The organism is Gilliamella sp. Nev3-1, from assembly GCF_001690435.1.
Taxonomy (GTDB): domain Bacteria; phylum Pseudomonadota; class Gammaproteobacteria; order Enterobacterales; family Orbaceae; genus Gilliamella; species Gilliamella apicola_C.
The window spans coordinates 50,803-75,331 of sequence record NZ_LZHN01000040.1; the positions used below are offsets into that span (position 1 = coordinate 50,803).

Sequence of the window (24,529 nt, forward strand, 5' to 3'; positions counted from 1 at the left end):
ATTATAGCGAGATGGCAAAATGCCTGTAGTTAACACTTTATCTTAATGCCGACACGGTATTCTCTATTATATTGTCTTTTGCTAGGTATTACCTAAGCGCTTTTATTACAATTCAATCTATAGATTTTTTGCCTTGTCGGTTTTCCCTTACTTTTTGGAGAAAACGTGATGACAATGGAATCTTATATTCAAAATTTAGAATTAATTAAATACCCACGAACACCACACCTAGAAGGCTCTCGCTTACAATTTGGTGATAGTGAACATGGACAACGCCCTTATAATCAATTAGTTGGTCAACATATCGTTGTTGAAGAAAAGTTAGACGGCGCTAATTGTGCTATTAGCTTTTCAGCCAGCGGAGAACTATTACTTCAATCTAGAGGGCATTATTTAATGGGGGGGTCACGAGAACGCCAATTTAATCTGTTAAGGCGCTGGGCTTGCGTGCATGAATATTGGCTATTAAAACGATTAGAAGATCGCTATATTCTTTATGGTGAATGGCTACATAAAAAACATGCAATTTTTTATGACGCATTGCCTCATTATTTTTGCGAGTTTGATATTTGGGATAGGCAACAAAACTGTTTTTTATCTACTATAAAACGGCATCAATTACTAGCAGATGGTCCTGTTTTATCGGTGCCAGTTTTATTTGCAGGATCGGCACCAGCTAAATTAAGTGAATTATTGAATTTGGTTAAGGAATCTATGGCTAAAACAGCTAATTGGCGAACTTGTTTTGAAAAAATTGTAACTCGCGAAAAACTTGATTTAACCAAAGCATGGCAGCAATGTGATAATTCTGATTTTATGGAAGGATTATATCTAAAAATCGAATCGGAAGAACAAACAGTTGATCGCCTCAAATGGGTTAGACACGATTTTGTGCAAGCGATTTTAGATGCAGGGCAACACCACTCTGAACAACCGTTTATTCCTAATCAACTAGCCAACGGTGTTGAGCTTTATACACCACAATTAACCGTGAATTGGAATAGCAGATTGATAAATGGAGGAAAGGTATGAATTATCCAGCATTAAAACAGCAAATAACACACACCATAGCAACGGGTGATTTTAGCCCATGGTTAAATTGTATTCCTGAATTGAACCGTTTGTTAACTACACCTCAAGATGTTATGTACCATGGTGAAGGGAATGTATGGATTCACACTCAAATGGTTATCAGAGCGTTATTGGGGCAGAGTGAATTTGCTAATGCAACAGAAGATGAACAATTTGTGTTGTTTATGACGGCTTTATTGCATGATATAGCTAAGCCTGAAACGACGGTGATTGATAAAATCACAGGTAAAATAACCCAACCTCGGCACTCAAAAAAAGGCGAGATTTATAGTCGCATATTATTATGGCGAATGGGCGTACCGTTTGATTTAAGAGAGCAAATTTGCCGAATCATTAGTGTGCATCAAGTCCCTTTTTTTGCTTTAAGTGAAGAGCGAAAAAATAGAACACCTGAATATTTAATTCATCATTTATCGTGGCAGCTACCAATTTGGATGTTATGCCTACAAGCTAAAGCGGATATGGAAGGCCGCATTTGTGCCGATAAAAAAAGAGCACTTGATGAAGTTGAGCTATTTAAACAGTTGGTACTTGAAGAAGGGTGTTTATATCACCCTCGCCAATTTGTGGATGATTATACTCGGGTTCAATATTTTCGGGGCAGTAATGTCTTACCTGATTATGCGTTATATCCCCAAGAAGGATCGGAAGTAATTATGCTAGCTGGTTTACCCGCTTCAGGTAAAAATAGTTGGGTAAGCAAACATTATCCAACATGGCCTGTTGCGTCTTATGATGATGCCAGATCTGAACTAAAATTGAAGCATGGCGAAAACGAAGGGCAGGTTATACAGTTTGTCTTAGCCAAGGTAAAACAGTGGTTAAGAGTAAAACAACCTTTTATTTGGAATGCGACCCATTTATCGCAAGAAATGCGACAAAAAGCGCTCGATTTACTCTACGCTTATCATGCCAACGTGAAAATTGTATATATTGAACAACCAGAAAAAGAGTTGTATCGCCGTAATGCCGCACGTGACACGACTTTGCCCAATAAAACCATTCAGCGGTTATTAAATAAATGGGAGGTTCCGCTACCAACCGAAGCACATAAGGTGAGCTATGTAATTAACCAATAATTGCACAATATTTTATAAGGTAAATTGGGGCTGATATCAAAGCCCCAAATTTGCTTAAATAGCTGTTTGCTTCAATAGTTGTGCACAATATTAAATACCTTTATTTTAATACCCATAAATAAAGGTTATTTCTTATTGGTTTATCTTATTTGTTATACTCAGACAAAAACCAAGTAATAGCAATTAAATCCGCCGAACCGCCAGGACTTAAATTACGTTTAATGAATTCGGTATCAAGTTGATATAATTTTTTTCGACCGTCAGAATGAATAATACCACCTTGATCAATAAGATTTTTCGCCTCTTGCTGAACAAAATACAATCCGTCTAATCCTCCTCTTGAAACGACATTAGTATCTTGATTAAAAGCAAGCAAGTACAACATGGCTTGTAGCAAGCAAGTTTCTTCATCATAGCCACTGTTTTGCATTTTTTGAAAAATCGGAAGAGAGATATTTCTAACTATTGCATAGCCTGATTCAGCTTCTCCTCTTGCACCAGTCAGATTGTGGCGTTTAAATAACCTTTCGCCTACAGTATTTGCTTGTATATTTTGCTTTAGCTCATTTTGGACAATACCTTGGCAAATTGCTGAGACCTCATCGCAAATACTTTGCGTGTTGACTGGTAATCCTAGTTGTTCTAATTTGCCAATAGCCCCCATTAATAGACCAAAGGCAAATATACCGCCCTTATGCGTATTGATTTGATTGGTTGCTCGAAACATGGCTTGTTCACACTCAATGCCAATTGGTCTAATGCCTGCTAAAAAATGTTGATTATCATAGTTGGCGGAATTTTTACCGTACTTATAAAAACGCTCAAACCAAATACAAATAGCTTTAATACTTTGGACAAAGGTTTGAAAATCCATATCACGATGTGCACCGCTATTATTCATATCAACTAATCCAGGTTTAGGTGATAAGCAAATTTCTTTTATTAATGCTTTGGTTGCTAATTGTGCAGGTAAACATCGATTAGGATCATTATTAAGTTTTAATTCTAATAATGCGATTTGCTGTGAATAATCACTCATTATTGATCGGTACCTATTAAAGTGTTTTTGAAGTATGATAAGAATTTTTGATAATAATAATTAATATTATCAATATGATAGTTAAGTATTTTTTACTATTTATTCACACGATAGTTATTATCCTCAATTTATTTAGTTACAATCTAGCAATAACGTTATATTATTTTTTGTGAAAGCGCTAATTCATTGATAAAAATAAATTAGCATCTTAAATAAAGATCAATATTCACTGGTTTTAACTGCTAATACTTCTCGATTACCGTTATGCGCTGGAGCACTAATAATGCCTTCAATCTCCATTTGCTCAACAATTCTTGCTGCTCGATTATAACCAATTCTGAATTTTCTTTGCACGCTAGATATAGAGGCTCGACGAGTTTCTATAACAAATTCGACCACTTGGTCAAAAATAGGGTCAAGTTCTTCATCGATACTCTCTGAATTATTGCCATCGTTATCACCACTTGAAACGGTTACATTTTCAATATATTTTGGTGCACCTCGTGCCTTCCAGTCTTGAACTACAGCATGAACTTCTTCATCACGGACGAAGGCTCCATGTACTCGTATTGGAATTGAGCTATTAGGTGCTAAATAAAGCATATCCCCCATACCAAGCAGTGATTCCGCACCCATTTGATCTAAGATCGTTCGAGAGTCGATCTTGCTTGATACCGTAAATGCAATACGTGTAGGGATATTAGCTTTAATTAAACCAGTAATCACATCAACCGACGGGCGTTGTGTCGCTAAGACAAGATGGATACCCGCCGCTCTGGCCTTTTGTGCAAGCCTTGCGATTAACTCTTCTACCTTTTTACCCACTGCCATGATAAGGTCGGCAAACTCATCAACCATCACGACAATATAGGGTAATTTATCGAGTGTTGGCATATTAAGATCCATACTATCGGTTGGCTTCCAGAGAGGATCAGGAATTGGTCTACCCATTTCATCAGCTTGTTTAATTTTTTCATTGTAACCAGCAATATTTCGCACTCCTAACGCTGACATTAGACGATAACGACGTTCCATTTCATTCACACACCAATTAAGTGCATTGGTAGCGTCTTTCATGTCAGTAACGACTTGAGTTAATAAGTGTGGTATTCCTTCATAAATAGAGAGCTCAAGCATTTTGGGATCGATCATAATAAACCGCACATCTTCAGGTTGCGATTTATATAAAATACTTAAAATCATTGCATTAACACCAACTGATTTACCCGAACCAGTAGTACCGGCAACTAATAAGTGCGGCATCTTAGCTAAATCAGCAACCACTGATTGCCCAGAGATATCTTTACCTAATACGATTGTTAATGGTGATTGAGCATCTTTGAATTGAGGACTGTCTAATACTTCCCTAAAATAAACTGTTTGACGATTCTTATTGGGTAATTCAATGCCAACATACGGTTTGCCCGGAATAACTTCAACTACACGAACCGATGGCATGGATAATGATCGTGCTAAGTCACGATCTAGTGTTGAAATCCTAGCAGCTTTAATACCTGGTGCAAGCTCAATTTCGAAACGAGTAATCACTGGCCCGGGCATATAATCAACAACTTTGGCTTTTACTCGGTAATCAGACAAACTTTTTTCAATTAATTCTGACATAGCGTTTAAGGCCACATGATCCACCTCAATTCTTGCCGTTGGAGGCGCTGTTAATAAGTTTAGCGAAGGTAGTGGCGTAGTTGGTTTTGGCAATGGTTTATCATTACGTCTCAATAATGGATGAATTAAACTAGCCTCATCATTTTCTGAGGAATGATAATTTTGATTATCTTGAGTTATCTCTTCAGGATAAATATCATCAATGATTGGATTAGCTTTTTTTAATGCTTCAGTATCAACATATTCAAGTTGTTCTACTTCTAATTTTACGCCTGTTTGCGTTTCAGTTTTTGCATCTGCTATCTCTTGTATGGTAGCTGTGTTTATAATAGCCTCAGGCTCTTGCACCAATGGCTGCTCAGTTTCAATGGTTTTCATTATTGAAATATCTAGAGCGGGTTCAAATGAATCCTTTTCATTATTGAATTTAATTTCATGTTTATTGTCTACCGAAGTAAATAAAGGTTTACTTGGTGCATCTGATATTGTGTATTTATCTGATTGTTCAAATGATGGTTTTTCTTCAGATTTTTGCGTTTGGATCACCTGCTTTATTTGCGCCATTGAAGAAGATAAAGCCTGTTCTTGATCTGGTGTTGCTTTATCCCCATTTATGTTTTGAATAATTGATTCAAGACGAGACAAAATTTCCTCTGGGTCGAGTTCTTTCCTAGGTGGATTATCAACGGCTTGGGGTGTTGTTACCTGTGATAATTGCAAAGAATCTTTGGTTTTAATTAATTCTTCGGTCGTTTTGATTAAAATCTTTTCATTTTCATCAGCTGAAATAAGAGTATTTGATGCCTGCTCTTGAGGTATTTCATTATTAACAGAATAACTTGGTGAAATAATTTCGGTGTTATCACCTTTGTTATCACAAGGTATTGTAAATTGAGGTTCTTTTGTTACATCATCAGATCGTATAATATTTTTTTCTTGTTTTAACGCAGTCTGTTCAATGTTATTTGTTGTACAAGCCTTAATTAACCATCTAATAGGTAACAGTAAAATCATGACAAAAGCACCTAATTTTTCCATTAGATTCAACCACGAAAATCCAGTTAATAATGTTATACAGGCTAAGCAAGTTCCAAGAAGAGTTAATGATAAAGTTAAGTTATTTATAATGGGTAGAAGGCTTTCAATGACTATTGCCCCAAGATAACCACCTGCTTCAAATTGTTCTGCATCACGAATATTTAAAGCAAAAAAACCCGTCGAACTGAAGATAAATGCCAAAACACCAATAATTCTAAATGAAAGACTAAAATAATTAATGGGATCATTGGCATGTTTATAAAAATGAACTATGAGTTGTAAACAAATAAAAATAGTAATAAAAGGGATGCTATAAGCGATAAACCCTAAAAATTGGAAAAAAATGTCGCTGGCATATGCGCCAAGATAACCGCCAAAATTACTAATAGGATAGTGCCAAGCAGTACGAGACCAGCCAGGGTCAGCGGGATCGTAAGTAAACAGAGATAAAAATAAACAAACAGATAAACCTAGTATTGCAAGCAAAATGAATTGAGTAATAATCTGCTTTCTTGTCATTTTGGGCTTTTTCAAACAAGTACCTAAAAAACTATCGCTATTAAAATTGCTGGCATTTTACCATAAATTGCGCTATGTCACAGAGCGAATGAAATATAAAACATCATTTATTGTAGTTACTATCGATTTATAGGAAATAGATTTTCACTAAATCGTTTGCTATTTTGCACGTAACTTTTTGCATTGTTTATATTGCCTTCAATTTCGTTTTCAGTCAGTTTACGAATAATTTTTGCTGGCGAACCGATAATTAAACAACCTTCACTATAAGGAAGCGTGCGTGTGACTAATGAGTTAGCGCCCACTATGCAATTTTTAGCTATTTTCGCATCATTTAAAATAGTACTTCCCATACCAATTAATACATTATCTTCAATAATACAGCTATGAAGAATAACATTGTGACCAATTGTTACATTTTCACCAACAATACAAGGGGTACCTGTTTCAACATGTACAGTGCAATTATCTTGCACATTACTATTTTGACCAATATGAATAGGCGCGATATCGCCACGTAAAACAGTATTAAACCAGATCGAAACACCTTGCTCTAAAGTTACATTACCAATTATTTCAGCTGATTTTGCAATAAAACAATGTTGATGAATTTGCGGATGTAAATCACCTAATTGGTAAATCATGATTTTTCCTTTTTTGGTTTTTGGCACACAAAAATAAGCTAACAGCAAGAAAATTACATAACACCATAGAGCCAACCATTAACCATTCGGTCGAGTTATTTACCGTTTCTCTTACAGTCGAATGCGTTGATGCTAACATTGATAATGATAAACCCATTGCGCCAGCCACTGCAAAGCGAATTGTACCTGCTAAAGAAGAAGCTGTACCGGCAATATGCTGATGAAGATCTAAAATAATCGCCATGCTATTGCCTCCAATGGTTGACATACAACCAATATAACCAGCAATACAAATAACTAGGCAGGTAAACCCTAGATTAAATAGACTGACAACAAGAAGACTTGTTGCCATAGTAAATTGGATAAAAAGCCCTAACTGCATCATTTTAATCGAACCAACACGTTTAACAAAACGGCTATTTACGGTATTCATCAATATCATCACAATAATATTGAGTGCAAAGTAATAACCAAAATTAGTGGATGCAACGCCATGTAAATTCATATAAACAAAGGGACCTAAGCTTAAAAAAGAGAATAACCCCGCCCCTGAAAATGCGCCTATCATCATATAAGTGAGTGCTTGGCGGTGTCGAAACAGCATAATAAAATTGCTTAAAATACGAACTAAGCTAAACCGATCTCGTTTGGCTTTTGCGAGTGTTTCAGGGATATTGGTGACAACTAAACCAAAGCAAGCGAGAGCAATTAAGCAGATAGTGTAAAAATTGGCTCGCCAATTAAACCAATATAAAATAAATCCACCGATAATCGGCGCCAGTAATGGAGCAACATTGGATATCAGCATGACAAAGGACATCATTTTAGAAAATTCATCACGATCACGATAAATATCTTTCATTAACGCATTAATGACTATTGTGGTTGCCGCAGCCGCAATACCATGAAAAAAGCGAGCGGTAATTAATTGATTAATATTGGTAGCAATTGCACAGCTTAATGCCGCGCCTATAAAGATAATTAGGCCAAAAATTAAAACGTTGCGTCGTCCATAACTATCAGTAAGCGGCCCAAATAAAAGTTGCCCAACGGAGAAGCCTAGTAAATAGCAGCTAATAGTTAGTTGTACAGCTGTATCGGCTACATTAAAGTTGTGCGCAATAGTTGGCATACTTGGTAAATACATATCTATAGATAATGGCATAAGCATAGAGAGTAAACCAAGGATAAAAATCAGCGCTTTTTTAGATATTTTTATTTCTACCTGTGTGTTTTGGTTTTGCACAAATCGTTCCTTTTTACGGCTTTTATATAAAATTTAATTAAGGACAAGCTTAATTTTTGCGGTGTGGCTAGCTTTAAAGTATCTATAAATATAAATAGAATGCCTCATCTTAACGACTTATCATTGCGACAATTGATATTAGCTAAAAGAATGAATTTCATCTTGAGTCAATGGTCGATATTCTCCCTCCGGTATATCAAGGATCACGTTACCGATTTGTTTTCGATGCAACGCAATTACGTGATTATTAACCGCTGCAAACATCCGTTTTACTTGATGATAGCGACCTTCGCTAATGATTAATTCAGCATGAAAATCATCAATAATGGTTAGTTTTGCAGGTTTAGTGAGTGACTTTTCACTTTTCAATTGAATGCCTTTTTTAAATATATCAATGAGCTCAACTTTTAATGGTTGTTCAACGGTGACTACATAAATTTTTTCACAATGATGTTTAGGGGATGTAATTCGGTGTGACCACTTGCCATCATCTGTAAGCAAAACAAGCCCAGTAGTATCAAGATCAAGCCTTCCTGCTGCATGTAATTTTTCAGGCATCGGCTCATCAATAAAATAAAGAATTGTTGGATGATCGGGATCATTAGTCGAACAAACATAGCCTTGCGGTTTATTGAGCATAAAATAGCGTTGGCTGGTCACTTGTTCAATTTGATAACCATCATATTCAACTAATTGATCTGGCGATAATTGATACGCACCTGATTTGATAATCTCACCATCGACAGTCACTTTTTTAGCTTTGAGCTCTTTGTTTACAATAGTACGACTGGCGCCTAAATGATGAGCAAGAAATTTATCTAATCGCATAATTTAAAAATATTCCCTATTACTTTAAAGGTGTATAGATATCAAAGCGGTGATTTTTAGTTTTAATTTCAGCTGTTGGCTTTTGGTTAGCTAAAAATGGCGCATAATCAGGTCGTTTTACCACAACTCGTTTCCGGGCTAATTGCCTTGCTGGTGTTAATAAACTATCAGCATCACTATCACTACCAACTAGCTGTTGAAAAATGCGCATCTCTTTTTTGACAAGCGCACTTTTTTGCCGATGTGGAAACATCGGATCAAGATAAACAACATCTGGTTTTTCAGGGTAAGCCCTCAATCCCTCAATGCTTGAATCATAAATTAAGTGTAATTGTTGCTCAATCCAGTGACCTATGTCGAGATCTTGGTAGGCACGTTGTAAACCATCGCTTAATAATGCGGCAACGACAGGATGCCGCTCAAACATAGTGACATGGCAACCAATAGATGCTAAAACAAAGGCATCACGACCAAGTCCCGCAGTTGCATCAATAACTGTGGGTAAATACTCACCTTTTACACCTACTGCTTTAGCGATTGCCTCGCCACGACCACCGCCAAATTGGCGACGATGAGCCATCGCGCCAGAAACAAAATTAACACAGATAGAGCCTAATTTGGGTTCGTCTGTTTTTTGTAACTCAAGTCGATTATTTTGGTTAACCAACGTAAACGGAAGATCGGCATGGGCTAATAACCATTGCTCAGCTAATTGTATTAACTGAGCTAAGTTAGAACTACTTGATACCATAGTGACGAAGTAGCGCATCAAGTTGAGGTTCGCGACCTCGGAAGCTTTTAAATAGCATCATTGGTTCATCGCTACCGCCTTGTGACAATATATTGTCAAGAAATGCATTACCTGTTTTCGCATTGAAGATACCTTCTTCTTCAAAACGTGAAAATGCATCAGCAGATAAAACTTCTGCCCATAAGTAACTGTAATAACCTGCCGCATACCCCCCAGCAAAAATATGGCTAAAAGCATGAGGAAAGCGTCCCCATTCAACAGTAGGAACAACAGCAACTTGTTTTCTGACTTCAGCTAATGTGTTTAAAATATCGGGATCTTTTTGTGTATGTAATTTAAAATCAAAAAGACCGAATTCCAATTGCCGTAAAATAAATAACGCAGCTTGATAATTTTTAGCTTCTAGCATCTTTTCTAGCATTTCTGCGGGTAATGGTTCATCTGTTTGATAATGACCGGATATAAATGTAAGCGCTTCGGGTTGCCAACACCAGTTTTCTAAAAATTGACTTGGCAACTCAACAGCATCCCACGGCACGCCATTAATACCAGCTACTGATGAAACATCAATTTCGGTTAACATATGGTGTAATCCGTGACCGAATTCATGGAATAATGTGGTGACTTCGTCATGAGTAAACAGTGCTGGTTTATCTCCAATTGGGCGATTGAAGTTACAAGTTAAATAAGCAACAGGTTTTTGTATATGACCATCAGCAAAACGCATGCGACCAATACAATCATCCATCCAAGCACCACCTCGCTTGTGTTCACGTGCATATAAATCAAGATAGAAGCTACCTTTTAATTCACCATTAGCAGCATAAAGATCATAAAATTTGACTTCTGGATCCCAAACTTCAACGCCTTTTCGCTCTTTGGCTGTAATACCGAAAATACGATGTACTACTTCAAATAAACCATTAATTACTCGTTGCTGCGGAAAATAAGGCCGTAATTCTTCATCATTAATAGTATATAAATACTGTTTTTGCTTTTCACTATAATAAGCAATATCCCATGGTTTAATATCACTGGCACCAAAAAATTCGTACGCATATCGTTTTAGTTCAGCTAGTTCTTTTTCACCTTGTGGCTTGGCTTTAGTTGCTAAATCGCTTAAAAACTCGATGACTTGCGTTGTGGATTTAGCCATTTTTGTTGCCAGTGATTTGTCTGCATAAGTCTTGAAACCTAATAATTGTGCTAGCTCGTAACGTAGGTCCAGAATTTGCTTAATGATCTCTGTATTATCCCATTTACCCGCATTTGGTCCTTGGTCGGATGCACGCGTGTTATAAGCTTGGTAAAGCTCAAACCGTAAATCACGATTATCACAATAAGTCATCACAGGAAGATAACTTGGTATATCCAATGTCAGCAACCACCCCTCTTTGCCTTTAATTTTAGCTTGTTCTTGTGCTGCTGCAAGCGCACTTTCAGGCATACCAGACAGCTCTTTGATATCAGTAATTAGTTTTGACCAACCCATAGTCGCATCTAGTACATTATTACTATATTTTGATGATAATTCTGATAATTTTGCGACAATTTCACCGTAGCGTTTTTGTTTATCATCGGGTAAACCAATTCCGGATAATTCAAAATCACGTAATGCATTATCAATAACTTTTTTCTGTGCTTTGCTCAACGTTGCGTATTGTTCGCTTTCTTTGAGTTGTTTATAGGCCTGATATAAAGGCTTATGTTGCCCAACCCATGTACCGTACTCAGAAAGTAAGGGTAGACAAGCTTCATAGGCTTCGCGTAATTCTGAGCTATTTTTAACTGAATTAAGATGGCTAACAGGAGACCAAGCTCGACTAAATTTTTCGTCTACTTCATCAATGGGCTGGATCAAATTATCCCAAGTATATTTACTATTTTGTTTAAGTACAGTTTCAATAGTATTTCGACAATTTTTTAGCGCCTCTTGTATGGCAGGTAAGACATGTTCAGGTTTAATTTGAGAAAAAAGCGGTAATGGTACATCTGTTAGTAATGGATTAGTCATGTTGAGATACCTTTATACAAATGGTTTTGTCTATTAATAGAACATAATATGATGGCAAAGGTGAATAATTCAAGAGAATTTCATGCAAGGGAATACTTATAATCCCATAAGCTTACGTTCACGTTGCCACTCAGTGGGAGTATAGGTTTTTATAGAAAGTGCATGAATGCGGTTATCATTAATAAATTCTGCCAAAGGGGCATAAATAGCTTGTTGTTTTTTTACTCGATTTAAATCAGCAAATAATTCACCTACTGCAATAACTTGAAAATGACTACCATCATCGGTCAGCACATGTACATCATCAAGCTCAAGTGAACTTTTTAATTTATCTATAATTTCTTGTTTATCCATTCTTCATTCTCATCACTAATATAAATTATGGGGATTATTTTTTGTCAAAAAACTTTCAGGTGATTAGGCGTTCTGTATAAAAGCTAATGTGTTAGCTGTTAATTACCTGTTGTAGATCATACAGCGTTAATAATGTTTGTAACTGAGGATTAATGCCTTTAAGCCCTACGTTATATTTATTGCAAAAATAAACTAAAGTCGCGAGTCCTGAAGAATCAACACGAGTAAGTTGCCCTACATCAATGTGTTTTATACCATTTAATATGGTATTTTGTGTAGACCACAGATCGTTTAATGAGTGAACATCTAGCTCACCAAATAAACACAATACATCTTGTTGTTTTTCTGTTGTGATTCGCGACATTTTAAACTAGCCTTTTGGTTTCGTATTTGGATCAATTTTGCGATTTGAAAGCTCGGTTAATTGTTTCGTCAATGCATCAATACCACCTTGACGTAAAATTGATGACCATTCATTTTGTTTAGTGCTGATCATGCTTACACCTTCGGCAACTAAATCATAGGCTTTCCATTCGCCAGTTACAGTGTTTTTACGCCATTGAAAATCAATGCGTAAAGGTTGACCTTGGTTTGGTTGGATTAAGAGTACACGAATAGAAATAAGATTTTTCCCCGTTAAATCTTTTGCTGCCTCAACTTGATATTGTTGACCATTATACATTGAAAGCGCTTGTGCAAAAGTTTGTACTAAATAGTTTTCAAAAGCATCAAAATAGGCTGTTCGCTGCGCTTCGCTTGCACTTTTGTAGTAGTTTCCTAAAATTAACGCACCAGCGTATTTGACTTGTACATAAGGTAATAAATCTTGTCTAACAATGTCTTTAAGTCTGTTTGGATTTGATTTAATCACCGATGATTGCGACTTCATTGTGGTAAAAATTTTATCGGCGGCTACTTGCATCTCTTTATAGGGATCATTTTCCGCGAATGTATTAGCACTAAACAATAAAGCTAATGCTAAAAAAAGGGTTGTTTTAAATTTGTTTAACATGTTAACTCCTTAGTTTTCATTTATATCTTGTTTTTTATCTTTATCATCTTTGTCTTTATCTGATGAACCACCTATGCTGTAAAGAAATTTACCAATAAGATCTTCTAAAACAATTGCAGGCGTTGTGTTGTGCACAACAAAACCTTCAACTAAGTACGGTGGAGTTTTATTTTTTTCTGCCTTAGCCAAAATGTCTGGATCAACATCTAGTGAGTCAATACTTAATTCCGTTTCTCTATCAACACCTATATTGATATCAATATACTGTTCGCCAAGTATTCCAGATGTCTTAATTGCAAGAGAACTTGAACTTGGAATTTTGTTATACTGAGTATCTATATCCATAGCTACATACGGCTTGTACTCATCGTTATTTGGTGAACTTAACGAAATATCACTAACTCGCCCAATCACTACACCACCGATCTTGATAGGCGATCGAGCTTTTAACCCACCAATGTTATCAAATACAGCATAAACCCGAAAGGAATTATGGCTAGCAAATGATGTTGGATCAGCGACTCTAAAGCATAAAAATAGCACTGAACAAATGACCAGCACCATGAATAATCCTACTGTAATTTCAATTTTACGACTCATGTTTAATGACCTCAATGACTAAACATTAATGCGGTTAAAATAAAATCTAACCCCAAAATAACTAATGATGAATAAACAACGGTGTTCGTTGTTGCTCGGCTAATTCCTTCTGATGTTGGTACACAATCATAACCATTAAAAAGTGCAATCCAAGTGCTAGCGATAGCAAATACAAAGCTTTTTACAAAACAATTGCCCAAATCATGCCACCAATTAACACTGCTTTGAATGGATGACCAAAAAAAGCCTGAATCAATCCCTTTCCAATCAACACCAACAAGTGCACCACCTAAAATGCCGACTGTGACAAAAATTGCTGTTAAAAACGGCATACTAAAAAAACCAGCCCAAAAACGTGGAGCAATAATACGTCGTAATGGATCAATCGCCATCATTTCCATGCTTGATAACTGTTCAGTTGCTTTCATTAAACCTATTTCAGCCGTTAATGCTGAACCCGCACGGCCTGCAAACAGCAAGCCTGCAACAACAGGGCCGAGTTCACGAAGTAAGGCAAGTGCGACCATCATTCCAAGGCTTGCTTCGGCACCAAACGTAGTTAATATAAAGTAGCCTTGTAAGGCAAGTACCATGCCAATAAAAAGGCCTGAAACCATAATAATCGTTAGTGATTGAACGCCAACAAAGTAAAATTGTTTGACTAATAATGGAAATTGTTTATTAAATTGTGGTTTACCAATTAATGCACCAAAAAGCATAACGCCAGAACGGCCAATCATCGAAATAATATTGATAAAACATCGCCCTAATTTTGCTAATAAATTCAACATTATTTTATACCTCTGCTTAGGTCTAATTTATAATCATCAGCAGGATAATGAAAAGGCACAGGACCATCTGCCAATCCATCAAGGAATTGTTTAACTCGTAAATCGTCATTATCACGTAATTGTTGTGATGTGCCACCGGCAATAATATGTTGTTCAGCAACAATATAAGCGTAATCAGCAATACTGAGCACTTCGTTTACATCGTGGCTAACAACAATGCAGGTTAATCCTAATGATTGGTTAATTTCAGCGATAAGTTTAACTATAACACCCATTGAGATAGGATCTTGCCCAGCAAAAGGTTCATCAAACATAATTAAATCAGGATCAAGTGCAATAGCACGCGCCAAAGCCGCACGCCTTGCCATTCCTCCAGATAATTCCGCTGGCATCATATGTGCAGCACCGCGCAATCCAACAGCTTGTAGCTTCATTAAAACTAAATTATGCAACACAGGCTCAGGTAAGTTAAGGTGTTCACGTAACGGATAAGCCACATTATCAAATACAGATAAATCAGTAAATAATGCACCTGATTGAAATAACATACTCATACGTTTGCGGACTTCATAAAGTCTAGATCGAGACATGCAAGGGATGTCTTCACCATCAAATACAATTTGTCCTGACTGAGGTTTTAATTGACCACCAATGAGCCTTAGTAGTGTAGTTTTACCAATTCCTGATGGCCCCATGATTGCTGTCACTTTACCTTTAGGGACATTCAAACTCATATTTTTATAAATAGGTCGCGTTCCACGATAAAAAGACATGTCATGAATTTCGACCAGATTTTTCGGTAATTCGCTCGCCACAGTGACTTCCTAGACTACTAAATTAGTATAATTTCGCTTATTTTACTTGATATTTGTGAATAAAGAAATCTATTAAACGCATAATCAAATAGTTATTAGAATTATGCATCAATAATAAACGATAACTAAATCAAGCTCGCTTGATAAAGGAGGCTTTAATATCTTGGCATTTGTTTATCAATCATTACAGCCCAAGCATCAATCCCGCCCGTAAGGTTATATAGGAAGTTGGGATCAAAGCCGTTTTCTGCTAAATAATAAGCAACGTTTAGGCTTCGCCTGCCATGATGACAATAAATAACTATATCGATCTCATCTGGGATTTTATCTAAATATAGCGGGATCATATTCATTGGAATATGCGTTGCGTTATTGATAACACAAATGGCTACTTCATTGGATTCTCGTACATCAAGCAGAAATAGATTTTCTTGCTGCTTTAATTTTTGTACAAGTTCGACTGGGGTGATTTCCTTTATTGTCATTATGTAAAACTCATTAGAATAATTGTCAAAAAGTTTCAGGTAGGTATGTGTTTCAGTATAAAATTTCAATTTTAAATTGATTAATATATCCTGCAATGATATTGCAGGATATATTTTTACCACTTATACCGCTAATGCCTTACTAATTTTTTCAAATAAATCTTTAGATAAATTTTCAATTTTTAGTAATGCTTCAAGTGCTTTTCGCATTTGTTGTTGACGTTTTTCGTCATAACGTTTTAATCGAATAAGCGGATCGATAAGCCTTGCTGCAACTTGCGGATTTTTTTGGTTTAACTCAGTGAGAATCTCAACTAAAAATTGATAACCACTACCATCTTCAGCGTGAAATGCCACAGGGTTATTATTGACAAAGGCGCCAATTAATGCACGAATCCGATTTGGGTTACTGAGTGTAAATGAGCGGTGAGTTAATAATTTTTTCACGGTAGCAAGAACATTCTTTTCTGGGCTTGTTGCGTTCAATGCTAACCATTTGTCCATAACAAGTCCATCTTGATGCCATTTATTATCAAAGTCAGCTAATAAGTCAGTTCGACAATCCAGTTCAGCTTTTACCGCTACATTTAAGGCCGCTAAACAATCAGTCATATTATTTGCTTGATGATATTGCTGACTAACTAGTGTATTAGCGCGCAAATTATCATCGGCATATGCTAATAAAGTTAAACAACAGTTTTTAAGTGATCGTTTAGCAATATCATTATGTTCAATTTGATATTGTGATGTTTTATTGTGGTGATAAACGGCTAATAATTCATCATAGAGTTCGTTTGCAAAATGAGTTAATAAAAATAGACGCACTTGATAAATTGCGATTGGATCAACCAAAGTAAATAAATTCGCCAACTCGTTTTCAGACGGTAAGGTCAAGATTTGCGCAATAAGGAAAGGATCAGTATTTTCTGATAACAATACCGCTCTAAAACCATCTAATACTGAATCAGGTAGCATTAATTTCTGATTTTCCTGATAATTTTTTACATTTAGGCGAACATATTTTGCTAATAACATTTGAGCTGCATCGTAACGGCTAAATGTGTTAGTCGCGTGTTGCATTAAGAAAATAAGATCATTATCTTGATAATCATAAGTTAACTTAACAGGCGCTGAAAAATCACGTAATAATGAAATGATCGGTTTTTGAGTGACATTATCAAAGATAAATTGTTGTTTGTTTTGTGTTAAATTTAAAACATGGTGAATAGTTTTGCCTTGGTATTGCAGTGGAATTATTTCACCATTATGTTGATATAACTCGATATCAAGTGGAATATGCAAGGCTTGTTTTTGTGCTTGATCTTGAGTTGCTGGCGTATATTGTTCTACCGTTAAAGTATATTGTTGATTTTTTTCGTTGTAATTATCGGTAACGGCAAGTTCAGGCGTACCTGATTGACTATACCATAATTTAAACTGAGTTAAATCGATACCTGAGGCATCTTGCATGGCTGCAACAAAATCATCGCACGTTGCAGCACTACCATCATGACGTTTAAAGTAAAGTTTCATCCCTGCTTGGAATTTATCTTCACCTAACAAGGTGTGCATCATACGAATAACTTCAGCCCCTTTTTCGTATACGGTTACTGTATAAAAGTTATTCATTTCAATGACTTGTTCTGGACGAATAGGATGAGACATTGGGCTAGCATCTTCGGCAAATTGAACAGTACGCAAGAGTTTGACATCTTCAATACGTTTTACTGCACGTGCTCCCATATCGGCGCTAAATTCCTGATCACGAAATACTGTTAATCCTTCTTTTAAACTGAGTTGGAACCAGTCACGGCAGGTAACTCTATTACCTGTCCAGTTGTGAAAATATTCATGACCAATTACACCTTCAATACCGAGATAGTCATCATCTGTTGCTGTTTGTGGTTTGGCAAGCACATATTTTGAGTTAAAGATATTCAAACCTTTATTTTCCATTGCTCCCATATTGAAAAAATCAACTGCTACAATCATAAAGATATCTAAGTCGTATTCAAGCCCAAAGCGTGTTTCGTCCCAACGCATGGCATTTTTTAAGCTTGTCATAGCCCAGTGCGAACGATCTAAATTACCTTTATCAACGTAAATTTCTAAATCAACTTTGCGTTTTGATTGCGTGATAAACTGATCTTTTAAAATATCAAAATCACCAGCAACTAAGGCAAATAAGTAAGCCGGTTTTGGAAAAGGATCTTGCCATTGTACCCAATGACGTCCATCAGCAAGTTCGCCTTGTGCTATGCGATTACCGTTCGAAAGTAGATAAGGATAATGTTGTTTATTCGCGGTAATGCGTGTTGAAAAGCGTGCAAGCACATCGGGCCTGTCAAGATAATAAGTGATATGACGAAATCCTTCTGCTTCACATTGAGTACAAAGCGCTTCACCTGATACATATAATCCTTCAAGTGCTGTATTATCAATTGGTTTGATTTCGTTAACAATCGTTAATGTAAATTCTGCTGGAACACGCTGAATGATTAAACCGGTTTTTGTGAGCTGATAATCATGCCATGGTTGTTCGTCAATATTAACAGAAATCAATTTAAGGTCTTCACCATCTAAAATTAAATTGCCCGCTTCATTATTTTTCTTAACGACACGGCTACGAGCTGTGACGGTTGTTATTTCGGGTGCTAAATCAAAATCAAGATCAATGTCGGTAATGGTAAAATCTGGTGATTTATAATCAAGACGGTTTTTGGCAATAGGCTGCGATTCAGGTGTTTTTGTATTCATTCTGTTATGACCTTTTGGTTTGAAATCAATTTATATTTTATACTGGTTGATATTATAGCTGATTAAAAACAATCTTATTACATAATTAATCTATATCTTCATTATTATTCTGCTATAATCTTTGAAATTTTTATTTAAAGCAATAGCACTAAATTTACATGTTACCAGCAATAATTACATCAATATTAGATACTGATGCTTATAAGTTGCATATGCAGCAGGCTGTATTTCATTACTACCCAGAGGTAACTGTCGTTGCGCAGTTTCGTTGTCGTAGTGATGATTTATTGGGGCAATATGTTGATGAAATAAAACATCAAGTGAAATTAATGGAATCATTAGCGCTGTCTGATGATGAATTTAACTATTTATCAAATATTTCCTTTTTTAAATCCGACTATTTAAGATGGCTTAAAAAATGGCGTTTTAATAGTGATTTGCTCACTATTAAAAATAAAGATGGCGTGCTTTCTATTACAATTGAAGGTAAATGGCTAGATGTTATTTTATGGGAAGTGCCATTACTTGCCGTTATCAGTGAAATTGTTCATAAAGATCGTTCGCCTAATATTGGTGTCCCTGAAGCACTAGCTCGGCTAAAAGATAAATTGGTGTTGTTTAATGAAAAAACAGCTAATATGGATATGTCGGGCTTTAATTTAATGGATTTTGGTACACGTAGGCGTTATTCATTTGCAGTGCAAGAGGCAGTTGTTAGTTATTTAAAAAATAATTTTAATAATTTTCATAGTACTAGTAATTATTTACTTGCTTATCGTTTAGGCCTTACTCCTGTTGGAACGCAAGCACACGAGTGGTTTCAAGCTCATCAGCGCCTAAGCTCAAATCTAGAAGATTGCCAAAAAAATGCACTGCAAGTTTGGCTAGACGAGTATACCAACGATTTAGGTGTTGCTTTAACTGATTGTATTACCATGGATGCGTTTTTACAGGACTTCGATTCCCATTTTGCCTCTTGTTATCAAGGATTACGGCATGACTCAGGTGATCCAATAAAATGGGGGGAAAAAGCGATTGCGCACTACCAACAATTAGGCATTGATCCTAAAACAAAATTGCTAGTATTTTCAGACAGCTTAAATTTTGACAAAGCGATTAGCATTTATCAACACTTTAATCATCGTGTAAAATTGTCTTTTGGTATAGGTGGTTTTTTAGCTTGCGATATTCCATCGCCAGATTTTAACATTAAGGCTTTGAATATTGTAATTAAATTGACAGAATGTAATAATCAGTCAGTCGCTAAATTATCCGATAGCCCTGGAAAGACTATCTCTCAAGATTTAGCTTTCGTTAATGAATTAAAACGGACGTTCAGTGTTAAGTATTAATCAATAATCTTACTTAACATAAAAATAAACAACCAGAAATAATTTATAAAAGCGCGCTCTAACAAAAACTTTTGATATTTTGTGTGTAGTAAGTGGCATTAAAAAGGCTGGAAATGCCAGTATTTAGTTTAGATATAACATTAAATAATGTAGAGATGGAAAATTAAAATGAATTCAGTTTCACCTATTGTTGATGTGTTACAAGGCAAAATTGCTGTTGGTAGCACTATTTCAGTTCAAGGCTGGGTAAGAACTCGCCGTGATTCTAAAGCAGGTATTTCATTTTTAGCTGTTTACGATGGTTCCTGCTTTGACCCTATTCAAGCTGTTATTGAAAATAATTTACCTAATTATGAACAAGAGATCTTACGTTTAACGGCTGGTTGTTCGGTTAAAGTCACCGGTAAAGTGGTGGAGTCACCAGGTCAAGGTCAAAAATATGAATTACAAGCAACGCAAGTTGAAGTGTATGGCTTTGTTGACGATCCCGAGACTTACCCAATGGCAGCAAAGCGCCATTCAATTGAATATCTGCGTGAAGTGGCACACTTGCGTGCAAGAACTAATATTGTTGGTGCGATAACGCGTGTACGCCATACACTTGCGCAAGCAATTCATCAGTTTTTTAATGATCGTGGCTTTTATTGGCTATCAACTCCCATTATTACCGCATCAGATACTGAAGGGGCGGGCGAAATGTTCCGCGTTTCAACACTCGATATGCTAAACCTGCCTAAATCGGATAATGGTAAGGTTGATTTTGATAAAGATTTCTTTGGTAAAGAAGCTTTCTTAACTGTTTCTGGACAATTAAACGCTGAAACTTATGCTTGTGCTCTTTCTAAAGTTTACACATTTGGCCCAACATTTCGGGCTGAAAACTCAAACACAACTCGTCATTTAGCTGAATTTTGGATGATGGAACCCGAAGTGGCATTTGCCGATCTAAATGATAATGCTAAGCTTGCCGAAGACATGCTGAAATATGTGTTTAAATCAGTATTAGAAAAACGTGCTGACGACATGCAATTTTTTGCACAGCACGTGGATAAAGAAGCAATAACACGCCTTGAAAACTTCATTAATGCTGATTTTGCCCAAGTTGACTATACTGATGCTATCACTATATTACAAAATTGTGATGCTAAGTTTGAAAATCCAGTCAGTTGGGGAATTGATTTAGCTTCAGAACATGAGCGTTATTTAGCTGAGCAACATTTTAAAGCACCAGTGGTGGTAAAAAACTATCCGAAAGATATTAAAGCATTCTATATGCGCATGAACGATGATGGTAAAACCGTTGCGGCAATGGATGTATTAGCGCCAGGTATTGGTGAAATTATCGGGGGTTCACAGCGTGAAGAACGTTTAGATATGTTAGATAAACGTATGGAAGAATTGGGACTCAAAAAAGAAGATTATTGGTGGTATCGTGATTTACGTCGATACGGTACTGTGCCACATTCAGGTTTTGGACTTGGTTTTGAACGTTTAATTGTTTATGTAACTGGTGTTCAAAATGTGCGCGATGTTATTCCATTCCCAAGAACGCCGCGTAATGCAAATTTTTAAGTTGATAAAAATCCCTAATAAGAATTTATTGGGAGTTATAACTGGTAGATATCGATCAATTTTAGCTTAAAAAACAATCAAACAGGCTTAAATTTAGACTTAGACACTGCATTTAATGAAAAGTTCGCTTGATTTTAAAAAAAATTTATACATAATTTACACTACTGTAAAAAGTAGAAAAATAATAGATAGAAATATTATTTTTTGGATGAATAATTATTGTACGAAAATTGACACTAAACTTATGGAAGTGTCTTTTTAAAAAATAACCATGAGGGTAAAAAATGAAACGTAATCTATTAGCAATCGCTATCCCTGCGCTTTTAGCCGCAGCTAGCGCAAATGCGTCTATTGAAGTTTGGAACAAAGATGGTAATAAAGTTGACTTTTACGGCCGAGTAAAAGCAGCTAACAACATCACTGACCGTGCTCAAAAAGGTGAGGGTGATGATACTTCAGCTCGTTTAGGTATGTCTGGTCAAACTCAAATCACCGATAGCGTAACTGGCTATGGTCGTTGGGAATATGAAGCTAAAGCAGGTAAAAATTCTGATAACGAAGTGCGTTATGCATTTGCTGGTTTAAACTTTGGTGATGCGGGTTCATTTGACTACGGACGTAACGATGGTGTGTTAAAAGCAATCACTGCTTACACTGATGTATTACCACAATTCGGTGGCGATGCATCAAACAACGATTGGCACGTATTATCTTCACGTACTAAAGCTGTTGCAACTTACCGTAATAACAACTTCTTTGGTTTAACTGATGATATCAGCTTTGCATTACAATATGCTGATAACGGAGATAACTCAAATGATTTTAAAGAAGATCCATTCAGAGGTGAATCTCGTGAAGCTTATGGTGCAAACGTTCAATGGAACATCTTTGACACTGGTTTAACTGCTGGTGCTGGTTATGCACAAACTTCAAACAGTGATAATCGTCAAAGTACTTGGGCTGGTGGTCTTAAATATGATAACTATAATTTATATTTAGGCGCTAACTATTTCCAATCTAAATTTAAAGATGTTTTTTCATATGGACCGACGCATAGAGGTAATTATAAAACTGCTGATGGTAAAGTTAGAGGTTTTGAATTAGTCGCTCAATATGGTATTGATTTAGAAGTAGGTCGCATCACTCCATCTTTAGCTTATGTTCAACATAAATTTAAAGCTGATGGAGTGAATTTCGTCGAAGATAATATTCGTTATCATGCTCGTGGACGCACTTCACCTGTAGTTAAATATGTATCTTTAGGTGCAACTTACGATCTAAACAAAAACTTCAGTGCAATTGTTGAATATAAATTCAATCTTCTTGATCGTAAAGATCTTGGTGCTGAATTGAATACTGAAAATGATGGGCGTTATAAAAAATCTACTAAACCAGGTACTAAAGACGTGTTAGGTGTTGGTTTAATTTACCAATTCTAATTTCTTAATATCTTATAAAAAGGCACTTAGGTGCCTTTTTTTTCACCTTTTAAATTCATTCCTATTAAAAAAACATTTTAAGCCTAAAAAAATTTATAATAAGTATTAAAATATTCGAAAATTCGCAGATTTAATCTAACTTCCAGTGTTAAATAGGTAATAAAATCTGTTCTGTTATAAGAGAATCGATATCACAATAATAATATAATTGCTAATTATTAGCAGTTATTTGTTAAACCAAAGCAAAGTAATTTGCATCTTTAATAATATAAAATACCTAAGAGGGTAAAAATGAAACGTAATCTATTAGCTATCGCTATTCCTGCGCTCTTAATTGCAGGCACAGCTAACGCTTCAATTGAAGTGTGGAATAAAGACAGTAATAAAGTTGACTTTTATGGTAGAGTTTATGCTTTAAACTATATTACTGATCGTAATAATCAAACGGGTGAAGGTGACAAAACCACAGCACGTTTAGGTATGTCAGGTCAAACTCAAGTAACAGACAGTGTAACTGGTTATGGTCGTTGGGAATATGAGGCCAAAACTGGTGAAGATGCTGATAACGAAACTCGTTATGCTTTTGCTGGTTTAAATTTTGGTGATTTCGGATCATTCGATTACGGCCGTAATGATGGTGTGCTAAAAACATTAACGTCTTATACGGATGTTTTACCGGAATTTGGTGGTGATGCTTCGGATAATGATCTTTATGCATTAACAGCGCGCACCAAAGCTGTTGCGACTTATCGTAACTCAGACTTTTTTGGCTTAGTAAACGGTCTGAATTTTGCTGTTCAATATGCGGATAATGGTGATAATAGCTCTACTCGTCATTTCACCAAACATGATCGTAATGGTGAAAAACGCGATAGCGCTGAAGCTTGGGGTTCAGTAGTTGATTGGAATGTGCTTGATACAGGCTTATCTGTTGGTGCAGGTTATGCTCAAACTGGTGGACATAAGGATGCTAAAGCATGGTCAGCTGGTGTTAAATATGATAATAACAACCTTTATTTAGCCGCATTATATATTCAAGGTAAACAAAAATATGGTTGGGATAATGCATTAACGACACACAGTGCGAATGACTTAAAAACCAAAGGTTATGAATTTGTTGCGCAATATGGTATTGACTTTGAAGTGGGTCGTTTAACGCCATCTGTTGCATATATTCAACATAAAGTTAAAGATGCATCTAGTTATTCAAGTGATGCAGGGCTTAAAGGTAATGATTTAGCTAAATATGTTGATGTTGGTTTAACTTATGACTTTAACAAAAACCTACAAGCTATTATCGATTATAAAATTAACTTGTTAGATAAAGATGACATCGGTGCACGAAGTGCTTTATATGAAGATGGCTCATTTACTAAATCACAAATCAAGGGCACAACAAAAGACACAGTGGCACTTGGTTTAATTTACCAATTCTAATTGATTGTATCTTTATTTTTAAAAGGCACTTCGGTGCCTTTT

General features: G+C 36.0%; 20 protein-coding genes and 1 pseudogene. 6 read left to right on the forward strand and 15 right to left on the reverse strand.

Features of this window, described 5'->3' with window-relative positions:
• The first annotated feature begins 168 nt into the window (after nucleotides 1–168).
• Entirely contained in the window at nucleotides 169–1,032 is an 864-nt protein-coding gene (locus A9G40_RS06650; protein ID WP_176700446.1) for an RNA ligase family protein, read from the forward strand.
• Nucleotides 1,029–2,171, forward strand: coding sequence for an AAA family ATPase (locus A9G40_RS06655; RefSeq protein WP_065582407.1), 1,143 nt, complete (start codon nucleotides 1,029–1,031; stop codon nucleotides 2,169–2,171). The genes A9G40_RS06650 and A9G40_RS06655 overlap by 4 nt, the downstream gene beginning before the upstream one ends.
• A gap of 145 nt (nucleotides 2,172–2,316) precedes the next feature.
• Here the strand turns inward: A9G40_RS06655 and citG are convergent, their stop codons facing one another.
• The 15 genes and pseudogenes from citG to pepN all read right to left on the reverse strand — a co-directional run bounded on the left by citG (nucleotide 2,317) and on the right by pepN (nucleotide 18,687).
• On the reverse strand, nucleotides 2,317–3,210 hold the full coding sequence (citG, locus tag A9G40_RS06660) for a triphosphoribosyl-dephospho-CoA synthase CitG (RefSeq protein WP_065582408.1): 894 nt from the start codon (nucleotides 3,208–3,210) through the stop codon (nucleotides 2,317–2,319).
• Nucleotides 3,211–3,429: 219 nt separating this feature from the next.
• Nucleotides 3,430–6,363 (reverse strand): annotated as a pseudogene (locus tag A9G40_RS15835) (DNA translocase FtsK 4TM domain-containing protein); the annotation flags it as partial.
• 146 nt (nucleotides 6,364–6,509) lie between these two features.
• Nucleotides 6,510–7,034: a gamma carbonic anhydrase family protein gene (locus A9G40_RS06670; RefSeq protein ID WP_065579575.1), complete on the reverse strand. Its 525-nt coding sequence runs from the start codon at nucleotides 7,032–7,034 to the stop codon at nucleotides 6,510–6,512.
• The gene (locus A9G40_RS06675; RefSeq protein ID WP_065582410.1) at nucleotides 7,015–8,280 is read right to left on the reverse strand and encodes a Bcr/CflA family multidrug efflux MFS transporter; all 1,266 of its coding nucleotides are present in this window, start codon (nucleotides 8,278–8,280) and stop codon (nucleotides 7,015–7,017) included. Before A9G40_RS06675 ends, A9G40_RS06670 begins: the two co-directional genes overlap by 20 nt.
• 138 nt (nucleotides 8,281–8,418) lie before the next feature.
• Nucleotides 8,419–9,108 carry a 16S rRNA pseudouridine(516) synthase RsuA gene (rsuA, locus tag A9G40_RS06680; RefSeq protein WP_065582411.1) on the reverse strand — a complete coding sequence of 230 codons (690 nt, stop codon included), beginning with the start codon at nucleotides 9,106–9,108 and terminating at the stop codon, nucleotides 8,419–8,421.
• A gap of 19 nt (nucleotides 9,109–9,127) precedes the next feature.
• Nucleotides 9,128–9,859, reverse strand: coding sequence for a class I SAM-dependent methyltransferase (locus tag A9G40_RS06685; protein WP_065582412.1), 732 nt, complete (start codon nucleotides 9,857–9,859; stop codon nucleotides 9,128–9,130).
• Complete coding sequence (prlC, locus tag A9G40_RS06690; protein WP_065582413.1) at nucleotides 9,846–11,873, reverse strand: oligopeptidase A; 2,028 nt, start codon at nucleotides 11,871–11,873, stop codon at nucleotides 9,846–9,848. Before prlC ends, A9G40_RS06685 begins: the two co-directional genes overlap by 14 nt.
• A 96-nt stretch (nucleotides 11,874–11,969) precedes the next feature.
• On the reverse strand, nucleotides 11,970–12,227 hold the full coding sequence (locus A9G40_RS06695) for a BolA family protein (RefSeq protein WP_065567659.1): 258 nt from the start codon (nucleotides 12,225–12,227) through the stop codon (nucleotides 11,970–11,972).
• 91 nt (nucleotides 12,228–12,318) lie between these two features.
• Nucleotides 12,319–12,591, reverse strand: coding sequence for an STAS domain-containing protein (locus tag A9G40_RS06700; protein WP_065582414.1), 273 nt, complete (start codon nucleotides 12,589–12,591; stop codon nucleotides 12,319–12,321).
• A gap of 6 nt (nucleotides 12,592–12,597) precedes the next feature.
• Nucleotides 12,598–13,239, reverse strand: coding sequence for a phospholipid-binding protein MlaC (mlaC, locus tag A9G40_RS06705; RefSeq protein WP_065567661.1), 642 nt, complete (start codon nucleotides 13,237–13,239; stop codon nucleotides 12,598–12,600).
• A gap of 9 nt (nucleotides 13,240–13,248) precedes the next feature.
• On the reverse strand, nucleotides 13,249–13,839 hold the full coding sequence (gene mlaD / locus A9G40_RS06710) for an outer membrane lipid asymmetry maintenance protein MlaD (protein WP_065567662.1): 591 nt from the start codon (nucleotides 13,837–13,839) through the stop codon (nucleotides 13,249–13,251).
• 11 nt (nucleotides 13,840–13,850) lie between these two features.
• Nucleotides 13,851–14,630 carry a lipid asymmetry maintenance ABC transporter permease subunit MlaE gene (gene mlaE / locus A9G40_RS06715; RefSeq protein ID WP_218057692.1) on the reverse strand — a complete coding sequence of 260 codons (780 nt, stop codon included), beginning with the start codon at nucleotides 14,628–14,630 and terminating at the stop codon, nucleotides 13,851–13,853.
• On the reverse strand, nucleotides 14,630–15,445 hold the full coding sequence (mlaF, locus tag A9G40_RS06720) for a phospholipid ABC transporter ATP-binding protein MlaF (protein WP_218057963.1): 816 nt from the start codon (nucleotides 15,443–15,445) through the stop codon (nucleotides 14,630–14,632). The genes mlaE and mlaF overlap by 1 nt, the downstream gene beginning before the upstream one ends.
• Nucleotides 15,446–15,600: 155 nt before the next feature.
• A complete protein-coding gene (locus A9G40_RS06725) occupies nucleotides 15,601–15,930 on the reverse strand; it encodes a rhodanese-like domain-containing protein (protein WP_065582477.1) in 330 nt (109 codons plus the stop codon).
• Between the two features lie 123 nt (nucleotides 15,931–16,053).
• Nucleotides 16,054–18,687 carry an aminopeptidase N gene (gene pepN, locus A9G40_RS06730; RefSeq protein WP_065582416.1) on the reverse strand — a complete coding sequence of 878 codons (2,634 nt, stop codon included), beginning with the start codon at nucleotides 18,685–18,687 and terminating at the stop codon, nucleotides 16,054–16,056.
• A gap of 158 nt (nucleotides 18,688–18,845) precedes the next feature.
• On the opposite strand from pepN, the gene pncB reads away from it, so the two are divergent.
• The 4 genes from pncB (at nucleotide 18,846) to A9G40_RS06750 (ending at nucleotide 24,487) form a co-directional block, all read left to right on the forward strand.
• Nucleotides 18,846–20,039, forward strand: a complete 1,194-nt coding sequence (pncB, locus tag A9G40_RS06735) for a nicotinate phosphoribosyltransferase (protein ID WP_065582417.1) — start codon at nucleotides 18,846–18,848, stop codon at nucleotides 20,037–20,039.
• Between the two features lie 168 nt (nucleotides 20,040–20,207).
• Entirely contained in the window at nucleotides 20,208–21,611 is a 1,404-nt protein-coding gene (asnS, locus tag A9G40_RS06740) for an asparagine--tRNA ligase (protein ID WP_065582418.1), read from the forward strand.
• 284 nt (nucleotides 21,612–21,895) lie between these two features.
• Nucleotides 21,896–23,050 carry a porin gene (locus A9G40_RS06745; RefSeq protein WP_065582419.1) on the forward strand — a complete coding sequence of 385 codons (1,155 nt, stop codon included), beginning with the start codon at nucleotides 21,896–21,898 and terminating at the stop codon, nucleotides 23,048–23,050.
• Between the two features lie 291 nt (nucleotides 23,051–23,341).
• Nucleotides 23,342–24,487 carry a porin gene (locus A9G40_RS06750; protein ID WP_065582420.1) on the forward strand — a complete coding sequence of 382 codons (1,146 nt, stop codon included), beginning with the start codon at nucleotides 23,342–23,344 and terminating at the stop codon, nucleotides 24,485–24,487.
• The last annotated feature ends 42 nt before the right edge of the window (nucleotides 24,488–24,529 follow it).

Excerpts from the sequence above, each read along its gene's own strand:
- A9G40_RS06700 (WP_065582414.1), bottom strand. The coding sequence starts at position 12,591 with ATGTCGCGAATCACAACAGAAAAACAACAAGATGTATTGTGTTTATTT.
- mlaE (WP_218057692.1), bottom strand. The coding sequence starts at position 14,630 with ATGTTGAATTTATTAGCAAAATTAGGGCGATGTTTTATCAATATTATT.
- A9G40_RS06685 (WP_065582412.1), bottom strand. The coding sequence starts at position 9,859 with ATGGTATCAAGTAGTTCTAACTTAGCTCAGTTAATACAATTAGCTGAG.
- A9G40_RS06695 (WP_065567659.1), bottom strand. The coding sequence starts at position 12,227 with ATGGATAAACAAGAAATTATAGATAAATTAAAAAGTTCACTTGAGCTT.
- mlaD (WP_065567662.1), bottom strand. The coding sequence starts at position 13,839 with ATGAGTCGTAAAATTGAAATTACAGTAGGATTATTCATGGTGCTGGTC.
- asnS (WP_065582418.1), top strand. The coding sequence starts at position 20,208 with ATGAATTCAGTTTCACCTATTGTTGATGTGTTACAAGGCAAAATTGCT.
- rsuA (WP_065582411.1), bottom strand. The coding sequence starts at position 9,108 with ATGCGATTAGATAAATTTCTTGCTCATCATTTAGGCGCCAGTCGTACT.
- A9G40_RS06670 (WP_065579575.1), bottom strand. The coding sequence starts at position 7,034 with ATGATTTACCAATTAGGTGATTTACATCCGCAAATTCATCAACATTGT.
- A9G40_RS06725 (WP_065582477.1), bottom strand. The coding sequence starts at position 15,930 with ATGACAATAAAGGAAATCACCCCAGTCGAACTTGTACAAAAATTAAAG.
- A9G40_RS06750 (WP_065582420.1), top strand. The coding sequence starts at position 23,342 with ATGAAACGTAATCTATTAGCTATCGCTATTCCTGCGCTCTTAATTGCA.
- mlaC (WP_065567661.1), bottom strand. The coding sequence starts at position 13,239 with ATGTTAAACAAATTTAAAACAACCCTTTTTTTAGCATTAGCTTTATTG.
- citG (WP_065582408.1), bottom strand. The coding sequence starts at position 3,210 with ATGAGTGATTATTCACAGCAAATCGCATTATTAGAATTAAAACTTAAT.
- A9G40_RS06745 (WP_065582419.1), top strand. The coding sequence starts at position 21,896 with ATGAAACGTAATCTATTAGCAATCGCTATCCCTGCGCTTTTAGCCGCA.
- A9G40_RS06650 (WP_176700446.1), top strand. The coding sequence starts at position 169 with ATGACAATGGAATCTTATATTCAAAATTTAGAATTAATTAAATACCCA.
- prlC (WP_065582413.1), bottom strand. The coding sequence starts at position 11,873 with ATGACTAATCCATTACTAACAGATGTACCATTACCGCTTTTTTCTCAA.
- pepN (WP_065582416.1), bottom strand. The coding sequence starts at position 18,687 with ATGAATACAAAAACACCTGAATCGCAGCCTATTGCCAAAAACCGTCTT.
- A9G40_RS06655 (WP_065582407.1), top strand. The coding sequence starts at position 1,029 with ATGAATTATCCAGCATTAAAACAGCAAATAACACACACCATAGCAACG.
- pncB (WP_065582417.1), top strand. The coding sequence starts at position 18,846 with ATGTTACCAGCAATAATTACATCAATATTAGATACTGATGCTTATAAG.